At 72.2% G+C, this 18,215-nt stretch carries 13 protein-coding genes; 3 read left to right on the plus strand and 10 right to left on the minus strand.

The window, feature by feature from the left end:
- Nucleotides 1-66 precede the first annotated feature (66 nt).
- The 9 genes from AB0M79_RS24170 to AB0M79_RS24210 form a co-directional block, all read right to left on the minus strand.
- A complete protein-coding gene (locus AB0M79_RS24170) occupies nt 67-1,464 on the minus strand; it encodes an NAD(P)/FAD-dependent oxidoreductase (protein WP_364217598.1) in 1,398 nt (465 codons plus the stop codon).
- The gene (locus tag AB0M79_RS24175) at nt 1,445-1,726 is read right to left on the minus strand and encodes a (2Fe-2S)-binding protein (protein WP_364217600.1); all 282 of its coding nucleotides are present in this window, start codon (nt 1,724-1,726) and stop codon (nt 1,445-1,447) included. Before AB0M79_RS24175 ends, AB0M79_RS24170 begins: the two co-directional genes overlap by 20 nt.
- A 70-nt stretch (nt 1,727-1,796) precedes the next feature.
- Nucleotides 1,797-2,930 (minus strand): FAD-binding oxidoreductase, encoded by a 1,134-nt coding sequence (locus tag AB0M79_RS24180; protein ID WP_364217602.1) that lies wholly within the window; start codon nt 2,928-2,930, stop codon nt 1,797-1,799.
- Complete coding sequence (locus AB0M79_RS24185; protein WP_364217604.1) at nt 2,927-5,083, minus strand: alpha-galactosidase; 2,157 nt, start codon at nt 5,081-5,083, stop codon at nt 2,927-2,929. Before AB0M79_RS24185 ends, AB0M79_RS24180 begins: the two co-directional genes overlap by 4 nt.
- A complete protein-coding gene (locus tag AB0M79_RS24190; protein ID WP_364217606.1) occupies nt 5,073-6,194 on the minus strand; it encodes an oligopeptide/dipeptide ABC transporter ATP-binding protein in 1,122 nt (373 codons plus the stop codon). The genes AB0M79_RS24185 and AB0M79_RS24190 overlap by 11 nt, the downstream gene beginning before the upstream one ends.
- A complete protein-coding gene (locus AB0M79_RS24195) occupies nt 6,191-7,213 on the minus strand; it encodes an ABC transporter ATP-binding protein (protein ID WP_364217608.1) in 1,023 nt (340 codons plus the stop codon). The genes AB0M79_RS24190 and AB0M79_RS24195 overlap by 4 nt, the downstream gene beginning before the upstream one ends.
- A gap of 4 nt (nt 7,214-7,217) precedes the next feature.
- Entirely contained in the window at nt 7,218-8,162 is a 945-nt protein-coding gene (locus tag AB0M79_RS24200) for an ABC transporter permease (RefSeq protein ID WP_364217610.1), read from the minus strand.
- Entirely contained in the window at nt 8,159-9,163 is a 1,005-nt protein-coding gene (locus AB0M79_RS24205) for an ABC transporter permease (RefSeq protein ID WP_364217612.1), read from the minus strand. The genes AB0M79_RS24200 and AB0M79_RS24205 overlap by 4 nt, the downstream gene beginning before the upstream one ends.
- Before the next feature lie 6 nt (nt 9,164-9,169).
- Entirely contained in the window at nt 9,170-10,825 is a 1,656-nt protein-coding gene (locus tag AB0M79_RS24210) for an ABC transporter substrate-binding protein (protein WP_364217614.1), read from the minus strand.
- A 383-nt stretch (nt 10,826-11,208) separates the two neighbouring features.
- Here AB0M79_RS24210 and AB0M79_RS24215 point away from each other — a divergent pair, with 383 nt between their 5' ends.
- The gene (locus tag AB0M79_RS24215) at nt 11,209-13,296 is read left to right on the plus strand and encodes a M6 family metalloprotease domain-containing protein (RefSeq protein WP_364217616.1); all 2,088 of its coding nucleotides are present in this window, start codon (nt 11,209-11,211) and stop codon (nt 13,294-13,296) included.
- A gap of 292 nt (nt 13,297-13,588) precedes the next feature.
- A complete protein-coding gene (locus tag AB0M79_RS24220) occupies nt 13,589-14,398 on the plus strand; it encodes a hypothetical protein (protein ID WP_364217618.1) in 810 nt (269 codons plus the stop codon).
- Between the two features lie 123 nt (nt 14,399-14,521).
- On the opposite strand, the gene AB0M79_RS24225 is transcribed toward AB0M79_RS24220, so the two are convergent.
- Nucleotides 14,522-16,369 (minus strand): acyltransferase family protein, encoded by a 1,848-nt coding sequence (locus AB0M79_RS24225; RefSeq protein ID WP_364217620.1) that lies wholly within the window; start codon nt 16,367-16,369, stop codon nt 14,522-14,524.
- A gap of 1,116 nt (nt 16,370-17,485) precedes the next feature.
- Here AB0M79_RS24225 and AB0M79_RS24230 point away from each other — a divergent pair.
- Nucleotides 17,486-18,208, plus strand: coding sequence for a hypothetical protein (locus AB0M79_RS24230; protein ID WP_364217622.1), 723 nt, complete (start codon nt 17,486-17,488; stop codon nt 18,206-18,208).
- Nucleotides 18,209-18,215: the final 7 nt, after the last annotated feature.

Consider the following 18,215-nt stretch of genomic DNA (forward strand, 5'->3'; position numbering starts at 1 on the left):
ACATTACCATAATCGGTGACATGTAAAATGTCACTGACGTCACTGACGGAAATTGCCTGGCCACGGTCAGGTTCCCGGCTCCTGGGACAGCAGACCCAACGTGATCGGTACGGCGACCGGCCGCTCCGCGGCCGAACCCGGATTGGCCGGCCGGCCGCACTGCGCCGCCACCAGGCACGCCGTCGCGTAACCGCAGACCCGGCCCTGGCACCAGCCCATCCCGGCCCGGCTCAGCAGCTTCGCCGACCGCGCGTCGGTGGCACCCAGCTCGTCGGTCGCCTCGCGCAACCGCCCCGCGGACACCTCCTCGCAGCGGCACACCAGCGTCTCGTCGGTCAGCCACTCCCGCCAGCCGTCGCGTACCGGATGGGTGTGGTGCATCGCGGCCGCGAACGCCCGCAACCGGCTCCGCTGCCCGGCCAGCCGGCGCGGCACCCCACCGTCGCCCGCCGCCCGGCCGGTCGCCTCCCCGGCCGCGGCCCGGCCGGCGACGGCACCCTCGACGGTGGCCAGCGCGGCCCCGCCGACCCCGCACGCCTCCCCGGCGACGTACACGCCGGGCACCGACGACCGCTGCGCCGCGTCGACCTCCACCACCACCGACCCGTCGACGTCGACCCGGGTGGCACACCCGACCGCCAACGGCAGCTCCAGTTGCGGCGTGAAGCCCCAGCCGACCGCGACCGCGTCACAGTCGACCCGCCGCCGCGAACCGGCGACCACCCGCCAGTCCCGGTCGAGGCGGGCCACGGTCACCGCCGTCACCCGGTCCGTGCCGTGCGCCGCGACGATCGCGTGCCGCGACCGGTACGGCACCCGGTACCGGGCCAGGGCCGCCGTGTAACCCGCCCCCTCGGTCAGCTTGCCGGCCACCGGCAGCACCGCCGGAAGCCGGCGTACCCAGCCCAGCGGCGAGTTCGCCTCGAACACCCCGGCGACCTTCGCACCGCGTGCCGCCAGCCCCGACGCCACCGGAAGCAGGAACGGCCCCGTCCCGCCCACCACGACCCGCCGGCCGGCGAGGACCTGGTTGCCCTTGAGCAGCGCCTGCGCCCCGCCCGCCGTGTAGACGCCGGGCAGGTCCCAGCCGGGAAACGGCAACTGCCGGTCGTACGCGCCCGGGGCCAGGACCAGCGTCGCCGCCGCGATCTCGACCTCGGTGCCGCCCGCCACCGCCCGTACGACGAAACCGGCGGCCACCTTCTCGATCGTCCACACCTGATGGCCGAAGAACGTGGTCGCCGCGTCGGTCGCCCGCACCTGGGCCCGGAACGTCCGCAGCCCGTGGTGCAGGTCGGCGACCGCGTCGAGGTCGCCGGCCGGATGCCGCCAGTACTGCCCACCCGGCTGCCCGGCCCCGTCGACCACGGCGACCCGGGCCCCGGCGGCGACCGCCGCCGTCACCGCGGCCAGCCCGCCCGGGCCGGCCCCGACGACCGCGACGTCAAACCGCGAGCTGGTCACGGCCACCACCCTCCTGGGTACGGACCGCCATCCCCGGCTGCGCCGGGACCAGACAGGCCCGCTGGTTCGGTACGCCGTCGATGGTGATCAGGCAGTCGAAACAGACCCCGATGCCGCAGAAGACGCCCCGGGGACGGCCCTCGACCCGGGTGGTGCGCCAGGACCGGATTCCGGCCCCGACCAGGGCGGCACCGACGGTCTGCCCGGCGGTGAAACCGACCCGCCGGTCGTCAAAGGTGAAGTCCTCGCGTTGCTCGGTCATGCGGCACCTCGCTTCGCTCGGCGGCCGCATGACCGCGGGCTGAGCCGGTCGATTCCCTCGCGTTGCTCGGTCATGCGAACCGCTCCGGTCGGAAGGGGGTCAGGTCGAGTTCGGTGTCCCGGCCGGTCAGCACCTGCGACAGCAGCAGCCCGGTCGCCGCGGACAGGCCGATACCGGCCCCCTCGTGGCCACAGGCGTGCAGCAGCCCCGGCGCCCGCGGGTCCGGGCCGATGACCGGCAGGTGGTCGGGGCAGTACGGCCGGAAACCGCGGTAGGCCCGCATCACCGACACCCCGGCCAGCACCGGGAACAGCCCGATCGCCTTCGCGGCCACCGCCCGCAGGGCCGGCACCGACAGGGTGCGGTCGTAGCCGACCCGTTCCCGGCTCGACCCGATCAGCACCGGCCCGGCCGGCGTCCCCTCGACCACCGGCGACGTCTGGAGATCGGCGTCACCGCTGGCGACGTCGGAGACGTACTCGGCGGCGTAGACCTTGTGTCGCACGATGCGCGGCAGTGGCTCGGTCACCAGGATGAAGCCGCGCCGGGGCAGCACCGGCAGGTCGATCCCGGCCAGCCGGGCGATCTCGCCGCCCCAGGTGCCGGCCGCGTTGATCACGGCGCCGGCGGCGAGGTCGCCGTCGCCGGTGCGTACGCCGGTCACCCGGTCGCCGTCGCGCAGCAGGCCGCGCACCTCGACCCCGGACCGCAGTCGCGCGCCCGCGGCCCGCGCGGCGCGCAGCAGCCGGGCGGCCGCGAGCGCCGGCTGGACCTGGGCGTCCTGCGGGTAGTACGCGCCACCGGCCAGCGCCGGGTTCAGGTGCGGCTCGTAGTCGGACAGCCCGTCCGGTCCGATCATCGTGACCTCGACGCCGGCGCCGCGCTGGTCGTCGGCGAGCGTCCCCAACTGGTCCAGGGTCTCCGCCGCCGACGCGACGACCACGCCGCCCTTCGGCTCGTACTCGAAGCCGCCGACCTGTTCGCCCAGGTCGCGCCAGAGGCCGGAGGAGAGCTGGGCGAGCCGCAGCTCCGCGCCGGGCGGCTTGTCCGAGACCAGGATGTTGCCCTCGCCGGCCCCGGTCGTGCCGCCGGCGACCGGGCCCCGGTCGACGACGGTGACCCGCAGCCCGGCCCTGGTGGCATACCAGGCGCAGGCGGCGCCGACCACGCCGGCACCGATCACCAGCACGTCAGGGGCGGTCATCGCACACCTCCGTCGGAGGCCGGCCCGACCGCGTCCAGCCGGACCAGCAGGGCCTGCTCGGGGGCGAGCACCGGTGGGTGCAGCCCGACCGTGCCGAGCACCCGCCCGCCGACCTCGACCGGGCCGGAGCCGTACCACGCCGGGTCGATCCGGCCGGTCGTCGCCGGCCGGCCGAACTCCGGCAGGACGGTGACCCGGTAGACCCGGTCGGGGTCCAGGCCGGGCATCCGCCACGGTGCCGGTACGGCGTCGACCGACGTGGCGAGCTGCACGTAGGCGAAGACGGCGGTGGCCCGGTCCGGGGCGACGACGCCGTGCACCCAGGCGGCCGGGTCGGGGTGGTCGCCGCGGACGACGGTGCCGCCGTGCAGCACCGGCCGCAGGTCCTTGTAGCCGGCGATCGCGGTCCGCAGCGCGGCCCGTTCGTCGGCCGTCGCGGTCGTGACGTCCCACTCCAGGCCGAAGTGCCCGAAGACGGCGGTCGCCACCCGGAACGACAGGTCGTGGGTACGGGCGGTGGTGTGCGAGCGCGGCGGGCCGACGTGCGCGCCGACCAGTTCGGGCGGCACGAACAGGCCGGTCCAGCGCTGGATCGCCTGCCGCTCCAGGGCGTCGTTGCAGTCGCTGGCCCACACCCGGGCGGTGTGCTCCAGCACCTCCAGGTCGATCCGGGCGCCGCCGGACGAGCAGCTCTCGATCTCCACGTGCGGGTGCCGGCGGCGCAGTTCGGCCAGCAGCCGGTAGACCGCTCGGGTCTGCTCGCGTACGGCGGCGCGGCCGTGGTGGCCGGCGTCGACCAGGTCCCGGTTGTGGTCCCACTTCAGGTACGCGATCCGGTACGCGCGCAGCAGGTCGTCGAGCCGTTCCAGCAGGTACGCGTACGCGTCCGGGTGGGACACGTCGAGCACCTGCTGGCGGCGGCCAGGCGGCGGCAGCACCCCGTCGGCGGGGCGCAGCACCCACTCCGGGTGGGCCCGGAAGAGCGCCGAGTCCGGGTTGACCATCTCCGGTTCGACCCACAGGCCGAACTCCATGCCGAGGCCGGTGACGTGGTCGACCAGCGGGTGCAGGCCGTCCGGCCACACGTCCGGGTCGACGTACCAGTCGCCGAGGCCGGCGCTGGAGTCGCGGCGGCCGGTGAACCAGCCGTCGTCGAGCACGAACCGTTCCACGCCCAGGTCGGCCGCCACGTCGGCGAGGCCGCGCAGCCGGTCGATGTCGTGGTCGAAGTAGACCGCCTCCCAGGTGTTGAGCACCACCGGGCGCGGGGCGTCCGGGTGGCCCGGCCGGGAGCGCAGCCAGCCGTGGAAGGCGGCGCCGATCCCGTCCAGCCCGGCGCCGCTGTACGCCGCGTACAGCCACGGCGACTCGTACGACTCCCCGGGTGCGAGGATCACCTCGCCGGCGAGGAGCAGTTCACCGCCGCCCAGCGTGGACCGCCGCTCGGGCAGCCGCTGGGCGTACGTCACGTGGTTGCCGCTCCAGGCCACGTGCACCGCCCACACCTCGCCGGTCCGGTGGCCGAAGCCCCGGGTGCCGGCGACCAGCCCGATCGTCGCGTCGTGTCCGGTCCGGCCCCGCCGGCTCTCCCGTACCCAGGCACCGTGGTCGAACGCGCGGCGCTGCGGGTGGCGTTCCCGGGCCCAGCGCCCGGTGAAGTCGAGCAGTTCGTCGGCGTGTGCCGGCACCGGCACCGCCACCTCGAGCGCGTCCACCGTGTACGGCGTGCCGCCGGTGTTGGTGACGGTGTGCCGGAGCCGGGCCAGGCCGGACGGGGCCAGCTCGACGTGCGTGACGAGTTCGAGCCCGGTGCGTTCGTCCAGCGCGGTGAAGGTGGCGGCGTCCGCCGTCACGCTCGTCGCGGTCAGCGTGAACGCCGACGACCAGGCGGCGCCGGCCCGGTGGCCGCGCAGCCCGGGCCGGCCCATGTGGCCGGTGCCGGCCTCGGGCAGGACCGCCACCGGCACCGCCGGGTCCGGGGTGTTGATCGCCGACGGCTCGTCGGGTCGCCGGGCGACGTACGCCGCGTCGGCGTCGCCGAGTTCCGGCCCCCAGTGCCTGATCTCCGGCAGTCCGGGGCCGGCCGCGTCGATGACGAGACTGACCCCGGGGCGGTGCAGATGGACGGTGCCGGATGTGTGCTCAGAGGGCATTCGGCCGTCTTCCGGTAGCCAGGTTCGCGGCCTCCACCGGCTCCTCGATCTCGTCCGGCTGCTCGGCGACCTTGACCGGCGCCGGGTCGGCGGCGGCGCCGTCGGTCCGCGGCTGGATCCGGCCGGCCTCGATGTCCTCGGCGAAGTGGCAGGCGACCTTGTGCCCGGAGGCGAGTTCGCGCAGCACCGGCCGCTCGTCGTCGCAGCGGCTGGCCTGCCGCCACGGGCACCGGGTGTGGAAGCGGCAGCCGCTGGGCGGGTTGGCCGGCGACGGCAGGTCGCCGTGCAGCAGGATGCGCTTGCGGGCCACCTCGACCGACGGGTCCGGCACCGGGACGGCGCTCATCAGCGACCGGGTGTACGGGTGCATGGGCGTACGGTAGAGGGTCTCCGACGACGCCTGCTCGATGATCGTGCCCAGGTACATGACGGCGACGGTGTCGCTGATGTGCCGGACCACCGCCAGGTCGTGCGCGATGACCAGGTAGGTCAGCGAGAACCGCTCCTGCAGTTCCTTGAGCAGGTTGATCACCTGGGCCTGGATCGACACGTCGAGCGCGGAGACCGGCTCGTCGGCGATGACCAGCTGCGGGTTCAGCACCAGGGCGCGGGCGATGCCGAGCCGCTGCCGCTGGCCGCCGGAGAACTCGTGCGGGTAGCGGTTGACCACCGACGACGGCAGGCCGACCACGTCGAGCAGTTCGCGGATCCGCTTGGCGTGCCCGGCCGCGCCACCGGGCATCTTGTGCGCCCGCAGCGGTTCGGTGAGCAGCGACTCGACGTTCTGCCGCGGGTTGAGGCTGGCCATCGGGTCCTGGAAGACCATCTGGAAGGTGCGCCGCAGCGACCGCAGCGGGCGCTCCTTCAGCGCCAGCAGGTCCTGGCCGTCGAGGGTGACCGAGCCGCTGGTCGGCTCGGTCAGCCGCATGATGGCCCGGCCGAGCGTGGACTTGCCGCAGCCGGACTCGCCGACCAGGCCGAACGTCTTTCCGGCGTCGACGTCGAGGTCCACGCCGTCGACGGCCTTGACCGCACCGGTGGTCCGCTGGAAGAGCGTGCCCGCCTTGATCGGGAAGTGCACCTTGAGGTCGCGTACCTCGAGCAGGCTCACCGGACACCGCCTTTCGCCTTGCTGACGCTGGTGGAGGAGGCCGCGACGTTGACCGGCCGGATGCAGCGGGCCCGGTGCGGCGAGGTCACCGACACGTCGGTCACCGCCGGCGGGCCGGCCAGGCAGGCGTCGACCGCCCGGTCGCAGCGGGGTTGGAACGCGCAGCCGCGGTCCCAGGGAACCAGGTCGCGTACCGAGCCGCGGATGGTGTGCAGGGCGGCGCCGCGGTCGTCGTCCATGCGGGGGATGGAGCGCAGCAGGCCGTCGGTGTACGGGTGCGACGGCCGCCCGAAGAGGTTGGTGGCGGTCGCCGACTCGACGACCCGGCCGGCGTACATGACGTGCACCTCGTCGCACAGGCCGGCGACGACGCCCAGGTCGTGCGTGATCATGATCAGGCCGCAGCCGCTCTCGCTGACGAGGTCGCGCAGCAGGTCGAGGATCTGCGCCTGGATGGTCACGTCGAGGGCGGTGGTCGGCTCGTCGGCGATCAGCAGCCTGGGCCGGCAGGCGATCGCGATGGCGATCATGACGCGCTGGCGCATGCCGCCTGACAACTGGTGCGGGTACTCGCCGAGACGGCGGGCCGGATCGGGGATGCCGACCCGGCGCAGCAGCGACTCGGCCTCCCGGCGGGCGTCCACCTTGGACGCCTGCGAGTGCCGGGTGATCACCTCGGTGAGCTGGCGGCCCACGGTGATCACCGGGTTCAGGGACGTCATCGGGTCCTGGAAGATCATCGCGACCTCGCTGCCCCGTACGTCGCGCATCTGACGCGGAGTGAGGGCGGTCAGGTCCCGGTCGCCGAGGCGTACCTGGCCGGTGACCTTGACGCCGCGGCGGGGGAGGAGGCCCATGATCGCCAGCGAGGTCACCGACTTGCCGGACCCGGACTCGCCGACGATGCCGACCGACTGGCCGGCGGCCACGTCGAGGGTGAGCCCGTCGACGGCCCGCACCGGTGGGTGACCGGACCGCTGGAACGTCACGGTCAGGTCGCGTACCTGGAGGAAACTCATCGGGTCACCGCCGCATCTTCGGGTCGAGGGCTTCCCGCAGCGACTCGCCGACCAGGGTGAAGCCGAGCGCGGCCAGGACGATCGCCAGGCCGGGGTAGAACGCCAGCATCGGGGCGGCGGCGAGGGTGCTCTGCGCGTCGTTGAGCATCCGGCCCCACTCGGGGGTGGACGGGTCGCTGCCGGACAGGCCGAGGAACGCCAGGCCGGCCGCCTCCACGATCGCCAGGGCCAGGGTCAGGGTGCCCTGGACCAGGATCGGGGTGAACGAGTTCGGCAGCACGTGCCGGAAGACGATGCCCGCCCGGGAGATGCCCAGCGACTTCGCCGCGAGCACGTAGTCGGCGGTGCGTTGGCCGAGCATCTCGCCGCGCAACAGACGGGCGAAGATCGGGACGTTGACCACCGCGATGGCGATCATCACCGAGGTCAGGCTCTGGCCGAGCATCGCGGCGACCGCGATGGCGAACAGCAGGCCGGGTACGGAGAGCATGATGTCGACGAACCGCATGACGACCGTGTCGACCCAGCCGCCGAACGCGCCGGCCAGCAGGCCCAGGAAGACCCCGGCGGTGGCGCCGAGGGTCAGCGACACCACACCGATCAGCAGCGACTGCCGGGCGCCGTGGACGAGCCGGGAGAACACGTCGCGGCCCAGCGGGTCGATGCCCAGCCAGTGTTCGGCCGACGGTCCGGGGTAGACGCCGGGGCGGACCTCGGACAGCCAGGAGTTGTCCTTCGGCGAGTACGGGGCGATCCACGGCGCCAGGATCGCGACCGTCACGAAGATCGCGATCAGGACCAGGCCGACGATCGCCATCGGGTTGCGGAAGAACCGGCGGGCGGCCTCGCCGCGCAGGCCCCGGGCCGGCGGGCGGGAGTCGGTGTCCGGCTTCCCGGCTTCGAGTGGTGCCTTTCCGACCGGGACGGAACCGGCTTCGGTAACGCTCATGAAACCCTCACCCGCGGATCGAGCAGGCCGTACACCAGGTCGACGATCATGTTGACCACGACGTAGATGACGGCGATGACCAGGATGAATCCCTGGATGGTCGGGAAGTCGCGTTCGACGATGCCGTCGGCCATGAACTTGCCGACGCCGGCGAACGCGAACACCGTCTCGGTCAGCACCGCGCCGGCGAGCAGCACACCCAGTTGCAGACCGATGACCGTGGTCACCGGCAGCATCGAGTTGCGCAGTACGTGGCGGCGGGTGATCGTGCCGGCGAGCAGGCCCTTGGCCTCGGCGGTGCGTACGTAGTCCTCGTTGAGGACGTTGAGCACCGAGGCGCGGGTCATCCGGACGATCACCGCGAGCGGGATCGACGCCAGTGCCAGGGCCGGCAGGATCAGGTGTGTGATCGCGTCCCAGCTGGCGCCGAGGTCACCGGTGATTATCCCGTCCAGGACGTAGAAGCCGGTGGGATGCTCGGTCCGGGCCCGGGCGTCGGCCCGGCCGGCGGTCGGCAGCCAGCCGAGCTGCACCGCGAAGACGAACTTGAGCAGGTAGGCGAGAAAGAAGATCGGTACGGTCACGCCCAGCAGCGACCCGGAGACGACCACGTGGTCGACCCAGGTGCCGTGCCGGCGGGCGGCCAGGTAGCCGAGCGGGATGCCGATCGCGACCGCGATCAGCAGCGCGCAGAGGGCGAGTTCGATCGTCGCCGGGAACCGGCGCATCATCTCGTCGACGACCGGCTGGCCGGTCTGGAGTGACGCGCCGAAGTCGAGCCGGACCGCCCGCCACAGGAACTGCAGGTACTGCTCCCACAGCGGGCGGTCCAGGCCGAGCTGCACCTCGATGTCCCTGACTGCCTCCGGCGTCGCCCGTTGCCCGAGCAGAGCCTGAGCGGGACCACCCGGCAGGGCGCGTACCCACGCGAACAGCAGGATCGAGAGCCCGAGCAGGATCGGGACGAGTTGGATCAGTCGTCGGAAGACGAAGCGCAGCACGTCGGTTCAGCTCCCGAGGTCGATGAGCTTGAAGTACTCCAGGCTCACGGGAGACGGGGTGTAGCCGGTGACGTCCTTGGCCAGGGCGAGCAGCGGCTGGTTGTGCACGAACGGCACACCGGGGATGTACTCGAACAGGAGCTGGTTGACTTCCTCGTACAGCGCCTGGCGGGCGGCCTGGTCGGTCTCGGCCAGCGCCTGGTTGAGCTTGCCCTGGATGTTCGGCTCGTTCAGGGCGAACTGCGGGTTGTTCTCGCGGAAGAAGGTACCCACGAAGTTGTCCGGGTCGGCGTAGTCACCGCTCCAGCCCAGCAGGAACAGCTGGCCCAGGTTGTCGCTCTGGATGTTCTGCAGGTAGTCCGGGGTCCACGGCACCGTCTTGGGGACGATGGTGAAGCCCACCTTCTCCAGGTCGGCCGCGAAGGACTCGTAGACCGCCTGCGGGTTCGGCATGTACGGCCGGGAGACGTTGGCCGGGTACCAGAACTCCAGCGTCAGGTTGGTCTCGCCGGACTCGGCGATGAGCTGCTTCGCCTTCTCCTCGCTGTACTCGTAGCCGGTGATGGTGCTGTTGTAGCCCCACTGCGACGGCGGCAGGAACTGGTTGGCCACCTCGGCGCCCTGCGGGTACTGGGCGTCCAGCAGACCCTGGCGGTTGAGCGCGTGCGCGATCGCCTGCCGGATCTTCTGGTTCTTCAGCAGCGGGATGTTGTTGTTGAAGCCGACGTAACCGACGTTGAACGCCGGCCGGGAGACGACCTGGGCGGCCGATTCCACGGCGGCGACGTCGGCGGCCGCGACACCCTCGTACGCGTCGATCTCACCGGCCTGGAGGGCCTGGAGACGGGCGGTGGCGTCGGCGATCGGCCGGAAGATGATCTCGTCCAGCTTCGGCCGGCCCTCGTGGTACTCCTCGTTCGCCTCGAGGACGAGGCGGTCACCGCGCTCCCAGCTCACGAACTTGAACGGGCCGGTGCCGGCGACGGTCGTGGAGCCGAAGCCGCCGCTGTAGGAGATCGAGTCACCCTGGACGGTGACGTCGGTGCCACCGTCGGTGATCGCCTTCGGGCTGGCGATCGAGAAGGCGGGCAGGACCAGGCCGGCGAGCAGCGCCGACGACGGCTGGGCCAGGTTCAGCGTGACCGTCGTGTCGTTGGTGGCCTCGCACGACTTGTACCGGCTGGTCTCCGGGACCGAGTCGTTGTCCTTGGTGGCGAAGCCACCGAAGATCGTCTGCCAGTAGTACGAGATGTCGCCGTTCTGCTGGGCGCCCTTGAAGTTGTACCAGCGGTCGAAGTTGAAGCAGACCGCCGCCGCGTTGAACGCCTCGCCGTCGTGGAACTTGACGTTCGGCTTCAGGTTGAAGGTGTAGGCGAGGCCGTCGTCGCTGATCGTCCAGTCGGTGGCCAGCGAGGGGACGACCTCGGTGCCGCCCGGCTCGAGGGCGACCAGGGTCTCGTAGATCTGGAAGATCGCCCGGAAGGACTCACCGTCGGACACGTAGGCCGCGTCGAGGGTCTTGGGGTCGTCCGATGCGCCGAAGATGAAGGTCTTACGGTCACCGTCGCGATCGGAGCTGTCGCCCGAGCCGCTGCAACCCGCGATGAGGGCAGCAGTAGCCGTCAGAGCGACAACCGGGCGTAGTTTGCCGGTTATACGCATTCCGTTCTCCTTGGTTGTCCCAGCGTTGGGGGCGCGCCGCGGTCCGGTCGGGCGCCACCCCGCCCCGTGTCGACGCTCGCCGGTCGGTCGCCCTGGTTAAGGCGCCGGTAGCCGGTTTACCGCCGGCCATGTGGAAGGACCTAACCATGTCAGAGCTCGTGTGCGATGTGCAATTGCACTATCGTATCTGAATCGTGATCGAGCCCTGGTTTGGCTCATCGATAGGGATTCTGAGCTGTCATGGAGGGGGATCACTGCCTAGCTGAAAGGGTGTTGTGAGAGGTGGTGGGTGACACTACAATATTACTGCCTCACTCAACTCTGCCCGAGGCTCATGCGTGTCAACGGGGGCCACGCATCCACCACCCCCGAGAGGAGACCGCATGGCTCTGAACGGCAGATCCAGGCGTCGGCTGGGTGCGGTGACACTCGTCGCCGCCCTCGCTGTCGGCGCCATCGTCCACCCGCAACCCGCCGGTGCGACCGTGCCCGAGTACAGCCCGAAGATCACCCCGCTCGACCCCCAGGACTGGGACAACCAGTACGACCTCACCTGGGAGGACTTCAAGCCGGTCCCCGGCATCGACTGGACCGACCCCAACCGGCAGCCGACCGTCGACAAGTGGAACGCCGCACTCGTCGTCCTCGACTACCCGAACATGCCGTTCCAGATCACCCAGCCCGAGGGCTCGACGATCTTCGGTAACCCGATCGGCGTCGGCGACATCCCGCGCGACGACGTACCGGAGTTCTACCGCGACCTGCTCAACAAGCCCGGCAAGCTCAACCACGGCCAGACGCTGAACTCGTACTGGATGGAGGTCTCGTACGGCAAGTACGGCGTCGACCTCACCTCGTACGGCTCGTACCGGATGCCGCGTAACCACTTCGAGTACGGCAACGCGCCGTACGGCGACGCGGAGAGCTGCCCGCCCAACTTCACCTGCAACGGCAACTTCGCCCGCGACGCCCGCGCCGCCTGGGTCGCCGACGTCGGTGAGGAGGTCGCCAACTCGTACGACCAGGTGTTCTACATGGGCGCCGGCCTCGACGAGTCGACCGCCTGGCAGGTCTTCGGCGAGATGATGTTCAACGGGCCGGAGGACGTGCCGGACGCGTGGGGACCGCCCGCGGAGTTCGACCCCGAGAACAAGATGCCCAACGCGATGAAGACCCGCTACATCCCGTGGACGTCCTGGGCGGCCGGCTCGTTCACCTGGGCCAGCGCCGGCAACCGCTCGGGCAACATGGCCGAGTCGTCCGGCACCGCCGGGTACGCCCACGAGTTCAGCCACATCCTCGGCATCGGCGACAACTACAACGGCGCCTTCGCCGTCCCCGCCCAGCGCACCTTCACCGGGCAGTGGGACATGATGAGCCAGGGCTCGTGGAACGGCCCGACCGGCATGCACACCCGCTGGAAGGTCCCCGCGGACGGCGGCTCCACCGTCGGCCCGCACCACAACATCCGCAACAAGCTCCAGCTCGGACTGATCTCCGAGGCCGACATCGTCGACCTGAGCCGGGAGGGCCTGAAGCAGTCCGGGCTCGTCGTGGCCAAGGTCCGCGCCCGCGCCGCCGGGCCGCTGGCCGACGAACTGCTCGGCGTACGGGTCACCCTCGACGGCGCCGCGCCGGTCGACCGGACCCCGTCGTGCCACCCGTCGACCGGCGGCGTCAACTGCGCCGGCAACAGCGACTACACGCACTACACGATCGAGACGGTGCAGCAGATCGGCGTCGACTCGTACATCCCCGGCAACGGCGTCATCATCAACAAGACCAAGCCGCGCGCCACCAACTGCGGCACCGCGACCTGCTTCGCCTGGACGATCGACCCCAAGCCCGAGGACATCGGGATGGTCGACTTCTACCAGCCGGACGGTACGCCGCGGATGGTCGTACCCGGTGACCCGCGCCAGCTCAACGACGCCACCTTCAACGTCGGCACCAACTCCGGCACCGAGTTCGAGTGGGTCGACCCGCACAACCGGCTGCACTTCTACATCATCGACCTGAACCACGACGCCGACGGCGTGCGGACGTACACCGTGGGTGTGCGCTCGCTCGACGGTGCCGGCCCGCACACCCGGGGCGTACAGGTCAACGACGGCAAGGCCGGCCGCCACAAGCCCGGCAAGGCCGCCCGGTGCACCTTCCCGGTCATCAACTCCGGCAAGCCGGTCTCGTTCGACCGCGCGACGCACCCCACCGACGTCAAGGACATGGCGCGGGCCGACATCTACCGGCTCAGCGTCACCACCGAAGGCGCCGGCTGGGACGCGGAACTCTACAACGAGGTCACCGCGATCCCGTTCCACAAGCGTGACAGCGTGACCGTCTACGTCGCGCGGGAACCCGGCTCGACGCCGACCGCGACCGTGTCGCTGACCGCCGTCTCGGAGAGCGACCCGACGGTGCGGGCGACCGCCACCTGCACGGTCAAGGTCTCCGACACCGGACAGCGCTGACCGCGCCCGGCGGGTGCCCGGTGACCCCGGGCACCCGCCGGCCGTTCCACCCCCGGAGCCGCCGAGGATCGCCGTGATCAGGGAGTATGTCGGGCGGGTCGCCGGCGCGGCGGACCGCGAACTCCCTGATCACGGGGATCTATCCGGGCCAGGGACGTTCTTCGATGACCGAGCACAGTGGACTCTCCCGGGATCGTGCCGCAACCGGTTCGGGGCCGGGCGGCACGACCCGCCGTCCCTCTAGCGTTCCTCTCACCACCACAACGGTGGGCAGAACCTGAGAGGAACAACGATGAAGCGACTGCTGGCGCGTACCGCCGTCGTCACCATGGCCGTGGCCTTCGGCGCCGCACTGGCCGCCCCGGCCCAGGCCGACCCCTACTGTGACCGGCCGATACCGCCGCCGGCCTGCGACCCCGGCTACGAGCCCGAGCCCACCGTGCGGGACAGCGCCGCCCGTGGCTCGCTCGACGGCGTGACCTACGTCGGCAACGCCGTCCGGGTCGGCGGCTGGGCGTACGACGCCGACAGCGGCAGCAGCCCGCTGCTGGTCGACATCTACATCGACGGCGTGTTCAAGCAGACCCTGACCGCCAACACCTACCGGCCCGACGTGGCGCAGGTCTACCCGTCGTACGGCGCCTACCGCGGCTACGAGGCCACCATCCCGGCCGGGCTCGGCACCCACCAGGTCTGCGCGTACGCGATCAGCGTGGTCCCGACCGGTGCCCATCACCCGGGCAACCCGCAGCTCGGCTGCAAGACGTACAACGGGACGCTGGCCGCCCCGACCAACCTGCGCATGCTCTCCCGCAGCACCGACGGCATCGCCCAGTTCGCCTTCGTGGACAACTCCGTCGAGGAGACCTCGTGGCAGCTGACCGTCAAGACGCAGCGCTGGGGCAACCGCTGGGACCCGCGGCTCGGCGTGAACATCCCGTACGCCTACTACACGTACGAGACCACGAGCCTGCAGCCGCACGCCGGCACCGGCGAGCGGACCGTGACGGTGCCGGGCATCGGCCCCTCAGACTGCGGCTTCACCCTGCGCGCCGTCGCCGGCTCGTTCAACAGCGCCACGGCCACGACCGGTCGCTGCTGACGCCCCGGTGAACCGCCCCGTCCCGGCGCCCCGACCCGAGGCGCCGGGACGTCGGCGTACCCGGGGACCGGTCGTCGCGGCCCCGGCGGGCCCGGACCCCGGCGCTCCAGGCGCCGCGGCCCGTCAGGACGGGCAGACGAAGCGGGCGTCGGCCCAGATCGCCGACGCGTTCCCGGTGGCGCTGGTCGCCACCAGGTCGACGACGGTGGCGGCCGGGATCCCGATGTCGATCTGTTCGGCGGCGCTGACCCGGGTCCGCGGCCCCGACCCGTACACGGCCTCGCCGTCGGCCTGCACCGTGAACGTGACCTCGACGTCGTCCGCGTCCGCGTCGGCGACCGCGATGACCGCCCGCAACTGCTCGCACCCGGTCGGCGGGGTGACCCGCAGCCGGCTCGGCGCGGCCACCACGACCGCGTTGGGATAGGTGGCCCCGTCCAGGTCGACCGCACCCGGCCGGGTACGCGGCTCCGGATCGGGCTGGTCGACGGCCGGGGTGCCGTCGACGACCAGCAGCATGTCGGACAGGTAGCGGGCGTTCTCGGCCTGGACCTGCTCGTTGCCGCCCACCGGGCCGGGCACGACCTTCGCCCCTGCGGCGGCGAGGGCGACCGCGACGGCCGCGACCCCGGCGACCATGATCCGGTTCCACTGCCCGGCCGGCCGTCCGACCGGTCGATTCGATGGCACCGCGACGGGCGGCGGCACCGCCGGCCCGGCCGGGCCGGCGGCGGGGGCGACCGGCACTGTCGGGCCGGCCAGAGCGTGAGGCGCGGCCGGGAGGGCGGGGACAGTCGGGAGGGCAGGGGCCGCCGGGCCGGCGGTGCCGGCCGTCGTGGTGTCGGCGGTGCGTGGCGCCGACGGGCGGGGCAGCAGCGTCGGCCGGCGCCGGGCGGCGAGATCCTCCACCCAGCCGAACAGGACGACCGCGATCCCGACCAGCAGCCAGACGAGCGCCAGCCGCAGCACGATCTCGGTCACGCCCGGCTCGAAACCGCTCGGGGTGAACAGGAGCGCGGCCAGCAGGGCGGCCGGCATGTGCCACAGGTAGATCGTGACGGCCCGGCCGTTGAGCAGGTCCACCACCCGGTCCAGCGGCTTGATCCGTTCGAGCCATTCCAGCCGGGGCCGGAACCGCAGCACGGTGGCGACGAACGCGATCGACCACAGCGTCTTGCCGGCCGGGATGCGGTTGAGGTCGAACGTGCCGGTCGTGGTCAGCGCGGCGACACAGACCCATCCGGCGCCGGCCACGGCGAGCACCCCGACCCCCATCGCGTACCGGCGGGCCGGGATCCGGCGCAGCAGGCCGTCGTGGTGGGCGAAACCGAGCATCCACAGCGCGAGGTAGGCGCTGACGTGGTCGGCCTGCTCGGCGAAGTAGCCGCCGATGGTCACCACGTCGAACAGCATCGCGACCGGCAGCAGGACGGCGCCCGCCAGGCTCGGCCACGGCCAGCGGCGGAAGATCGCCAGCAGGGCCGGCGACAGCAGCACCAGCCACAGGTACGTCGTGATGTACCAGAGCACGGCGACGAAGGTCCAGGCCCACGCGTCGCCGCCGACCGGCGGCACCCGGGCCGGGAACAGCCACCAGAGCAGGTCGGCCCAGCCGAGCGTGGTCGGCGGCGGGGTACGCCAGCCGGCGTACACCAGCAGGGCGACGGCGACCAGACCGAACGCCCAGATCGGCGGCAGCAGCCGGCGCAGCCGGGCACCGACCGCCCGCCGGCCGCCCCGGTCCAGGGACCGGGCCATGAGCGAGCCGCCGAGGGTGAACATCAGACCCATCGCCGGGAACAGCAGGGTCAGCCAGGCGCCGCCGAAGATGTGGTAGTAGACCACCCGTACCAGCGCGGCCGCCCGCCACAGGTCGAGGTAGCGGTCGCGGCCGCGGGCCACCGGCGACCGGTGAGCCTCGGCCTTCTCGCCGGGGGATGCCACGGCTGTCGCGTCTGGTGACGAGGTCATCGGTGCCTCCTCCACTGCCTCTTTTCGCGGAGCAGCCTGCCAGGGCGCGGGAGTGGCCGCCCGGCGCGCGACGGCGGCCGGTTTGACAGGCGGCCCCGTTCGGCTCGCTGTCGACCGGGGCGGCGGACGGCGGGACGGGGCACGACGATCCAGCGTACGGGGGCCGTCGGTATCCCGGCCATAAGCCGCTGACCTGCGGCTATGTCGTTACCGATGAGGTGGTCGGGCAGGGGGCGGGACCGGTCGTGGCGGGTCGGGGAGGCGGCCCGTCCCGCGCTCACGGCAGCGTCGGTGGTCGATGGGTGGGGCGACGGGACGGTCAGAGCGGCTAAAAGGTGCGATCCTTGTCACATCAGCGTGGAACGCCCACGGCGTGGCGCGTCCGGGCAGTGGCGGCCGGCGAGGTCGCCGGGGGTGGCGGGCCGCACGTCCCGGTACGCCCGGCACCTGCCCTGCTCCGAGCCGGCGAACTGACCGGATCCGCCCCTGGGCACCTGCGGGTCGGGGGCGGCGGAGCATCCGACCGCAACCCGGGACATGGCGCCGGCGGGAGGTGATTGCTGTCTCCGGTCGACCGCCGGCGGTGTGGCGATCGTGAAGGCCGCAACGCCGAACCATGAGCGGCGCGTTTCGACGCTTCGGTGGCGTGCGGCAGCGTGGCCGCCCCCGTCACGTTCCACAGTGGTCGCACCCGGGGTTCGGTGCTCTGAGGCGGGCAGCCGTTCGGCCGGGCCACCTCGCCGAGATCCATGGCGAGCGCGTCGGGTTGGGTCAGGACCACGACCATGGAACGGCCCCGGTCGACGACCGGGCCGCCGGGACGGTCGCGGTCGGCGCGGTGTCACCCGGGTTCGATCCGGCGAGTTGGTGGGTCCGGCTGCGGGCGTTGGGGGTCCAACGTAGAGTAACTGTCACCATTCGGGGGTGCGACAGGGTCCGCGGCCGGGGCGCCACTCGCCCCGGTGGCACAGGTTACCGACGTCGGTGCTGGTCAGGGCTGACCGGGCGACGGTAATTTGTCCGCCGGCACTTATGTCAAAGGCTTTTTCCGGTGACCGTCGGCTCGGCCGGAGCCCGTGGTCACCTCATGCAGACTCAACGGAGGATCTGATTGCGGTGAGTTCCTACACCATCACCATCGCCCCGGACGACACGTCCCAGGCGACCACGACACTTCGCATCGACGTCACAGGCGGCGCCGCGCGCATCACCGAGCTGCTGGTCCGGCCGTCGGAGGGGGCTGGGCTGACCGCCAACCAGCTTCCCGCCGTCGACCTCGACCTGCTGCTGCGCGCGGTGAACCCGTCGGCGGCGACCACCGCGATCACGCCGACCGCCGCGACGATCGCCGCCGAGCCGGCCGTGGAGCCGGTGCCCGAGGCGCCGGCCCCGGTCGAGGTGGACGCCGAGGTCGAAGCCGTGGTCGAAGCGGTCGAGGAGCCGCCGGCCGGGCCGGTGGCCGACGTCGCCGGTGCTCCGGTGCCGCGACCGCGCAAGGCACCCGTCGCCCGCCGGGCGACGAAGAAGGCGGCCCCGGCCACGCGTACCCGGAAGGCCGGCAAGAAGGCGGCGGACGCCGCCGAGGACGCGGACAAGGCCGGCCGGGCGGCGACGCCGAAGGCCGGTCGGGCCAAGGCGAAGAAGGCCGCGCCGGCCGCCAGCGGGCGCAACTACCGCCGCTCGCCGGAGGATCTGGCGCTCGTGTTGCAGCAGGCCGGCAGCGCCGGCGCGATCGCCGACCACTACAACGTGCCCCGGCACACGGCGCAGGCGTGGATCCGCACCCTGCGGCGCCGCGAGGAGCAGGCCGCGGCGGCGGCCACTGCCACCGCCGAGTAGTGACCGA

The sequence above is a fragment of the Polymorphospora sp. NPDC051019 genome, assembly GCF_040683055.1.
In the GTDB taxonomy this organism is placed as follows: domain Bacteria; phylum Actinomycetota; class Actinomycetes; order Mycobacteriales; family Micromonosporaceae; genus Polymorphospora; species Polymorphospora lycopeni.

What these genes read in the sequence shown, in the direction of transcription:
- AB0M79_RS24175 (WP_364217600.1), bottom strand. Translation starts at nt 1,726, where the DNA reads ATGACCGAGCAACGCGAGGACTTCACCTTTGACGACCGGCGGGTCGGT.
- AB0M79_RS24180 (WP_364217602.1), bottom strand. Translation starts at nt 2,930, where the DNA reads ATGACCGCCCCTGACGTGCTGGTGATCGGTGCCGGCGTGGTCGGCGCC.
- AB0M79_RS24185 (WP_364217604.1), bottom strand. Translation starts at nt 5,083, where the DNA reads ATGCCCTCTGAGCACACATCCGGCACCGTCCATCTGCACCGCCCCGGG.
- AB0M79_RS24195 (WP_364217608.1), bottom strand. Translation starts at nt 7,213, where the DNA reads ATGAGTTTCCTCCAGGTACGCGACCTGACCGTGACGTTCCAGCGGTCC.
- AB0M79_RS24200 (WP_364217610.1), bottom strand. Translation starts at nt 8,162, where the DNA reads ATGAGCGTTACCGAAGCCGGTTCCGTCCCGGTCGGAAAGGCACCACTC.
- AB0M79_RS24210 (WP_364217614.1), bottom strand. Translation starts at nt 10,825, where the DNA reads ATGCGTATAACCGGCAAACTACGCCCGGTTGTCGCTCTGACGGCTACT.
- AB0M79_RS24215 (WP_364217616.1), top strand. Translation starts at nt 11,209, where the DNA reads ATGGCTCTGAACGGCAGATCCAGGCGTCGGCTGGGTGCGGTGACACTC.
- AB0M79_RS24220 (WP_364217618.1), top strand. Translation starts at nt 13,589, where the DNA reads ATGAAGCGACTGCTGGCGCGTACCGCCGTCGTCACCATGGCCGTGGCC.
- AB0M79_RS24225 (WP_364217620.1), bottom strand. Translation starts at nt 16,369, where the DNA reads ATGACCTCGTCACCAGACGCGACAGCCGTGGCATCCCCCGGCGAGAAG.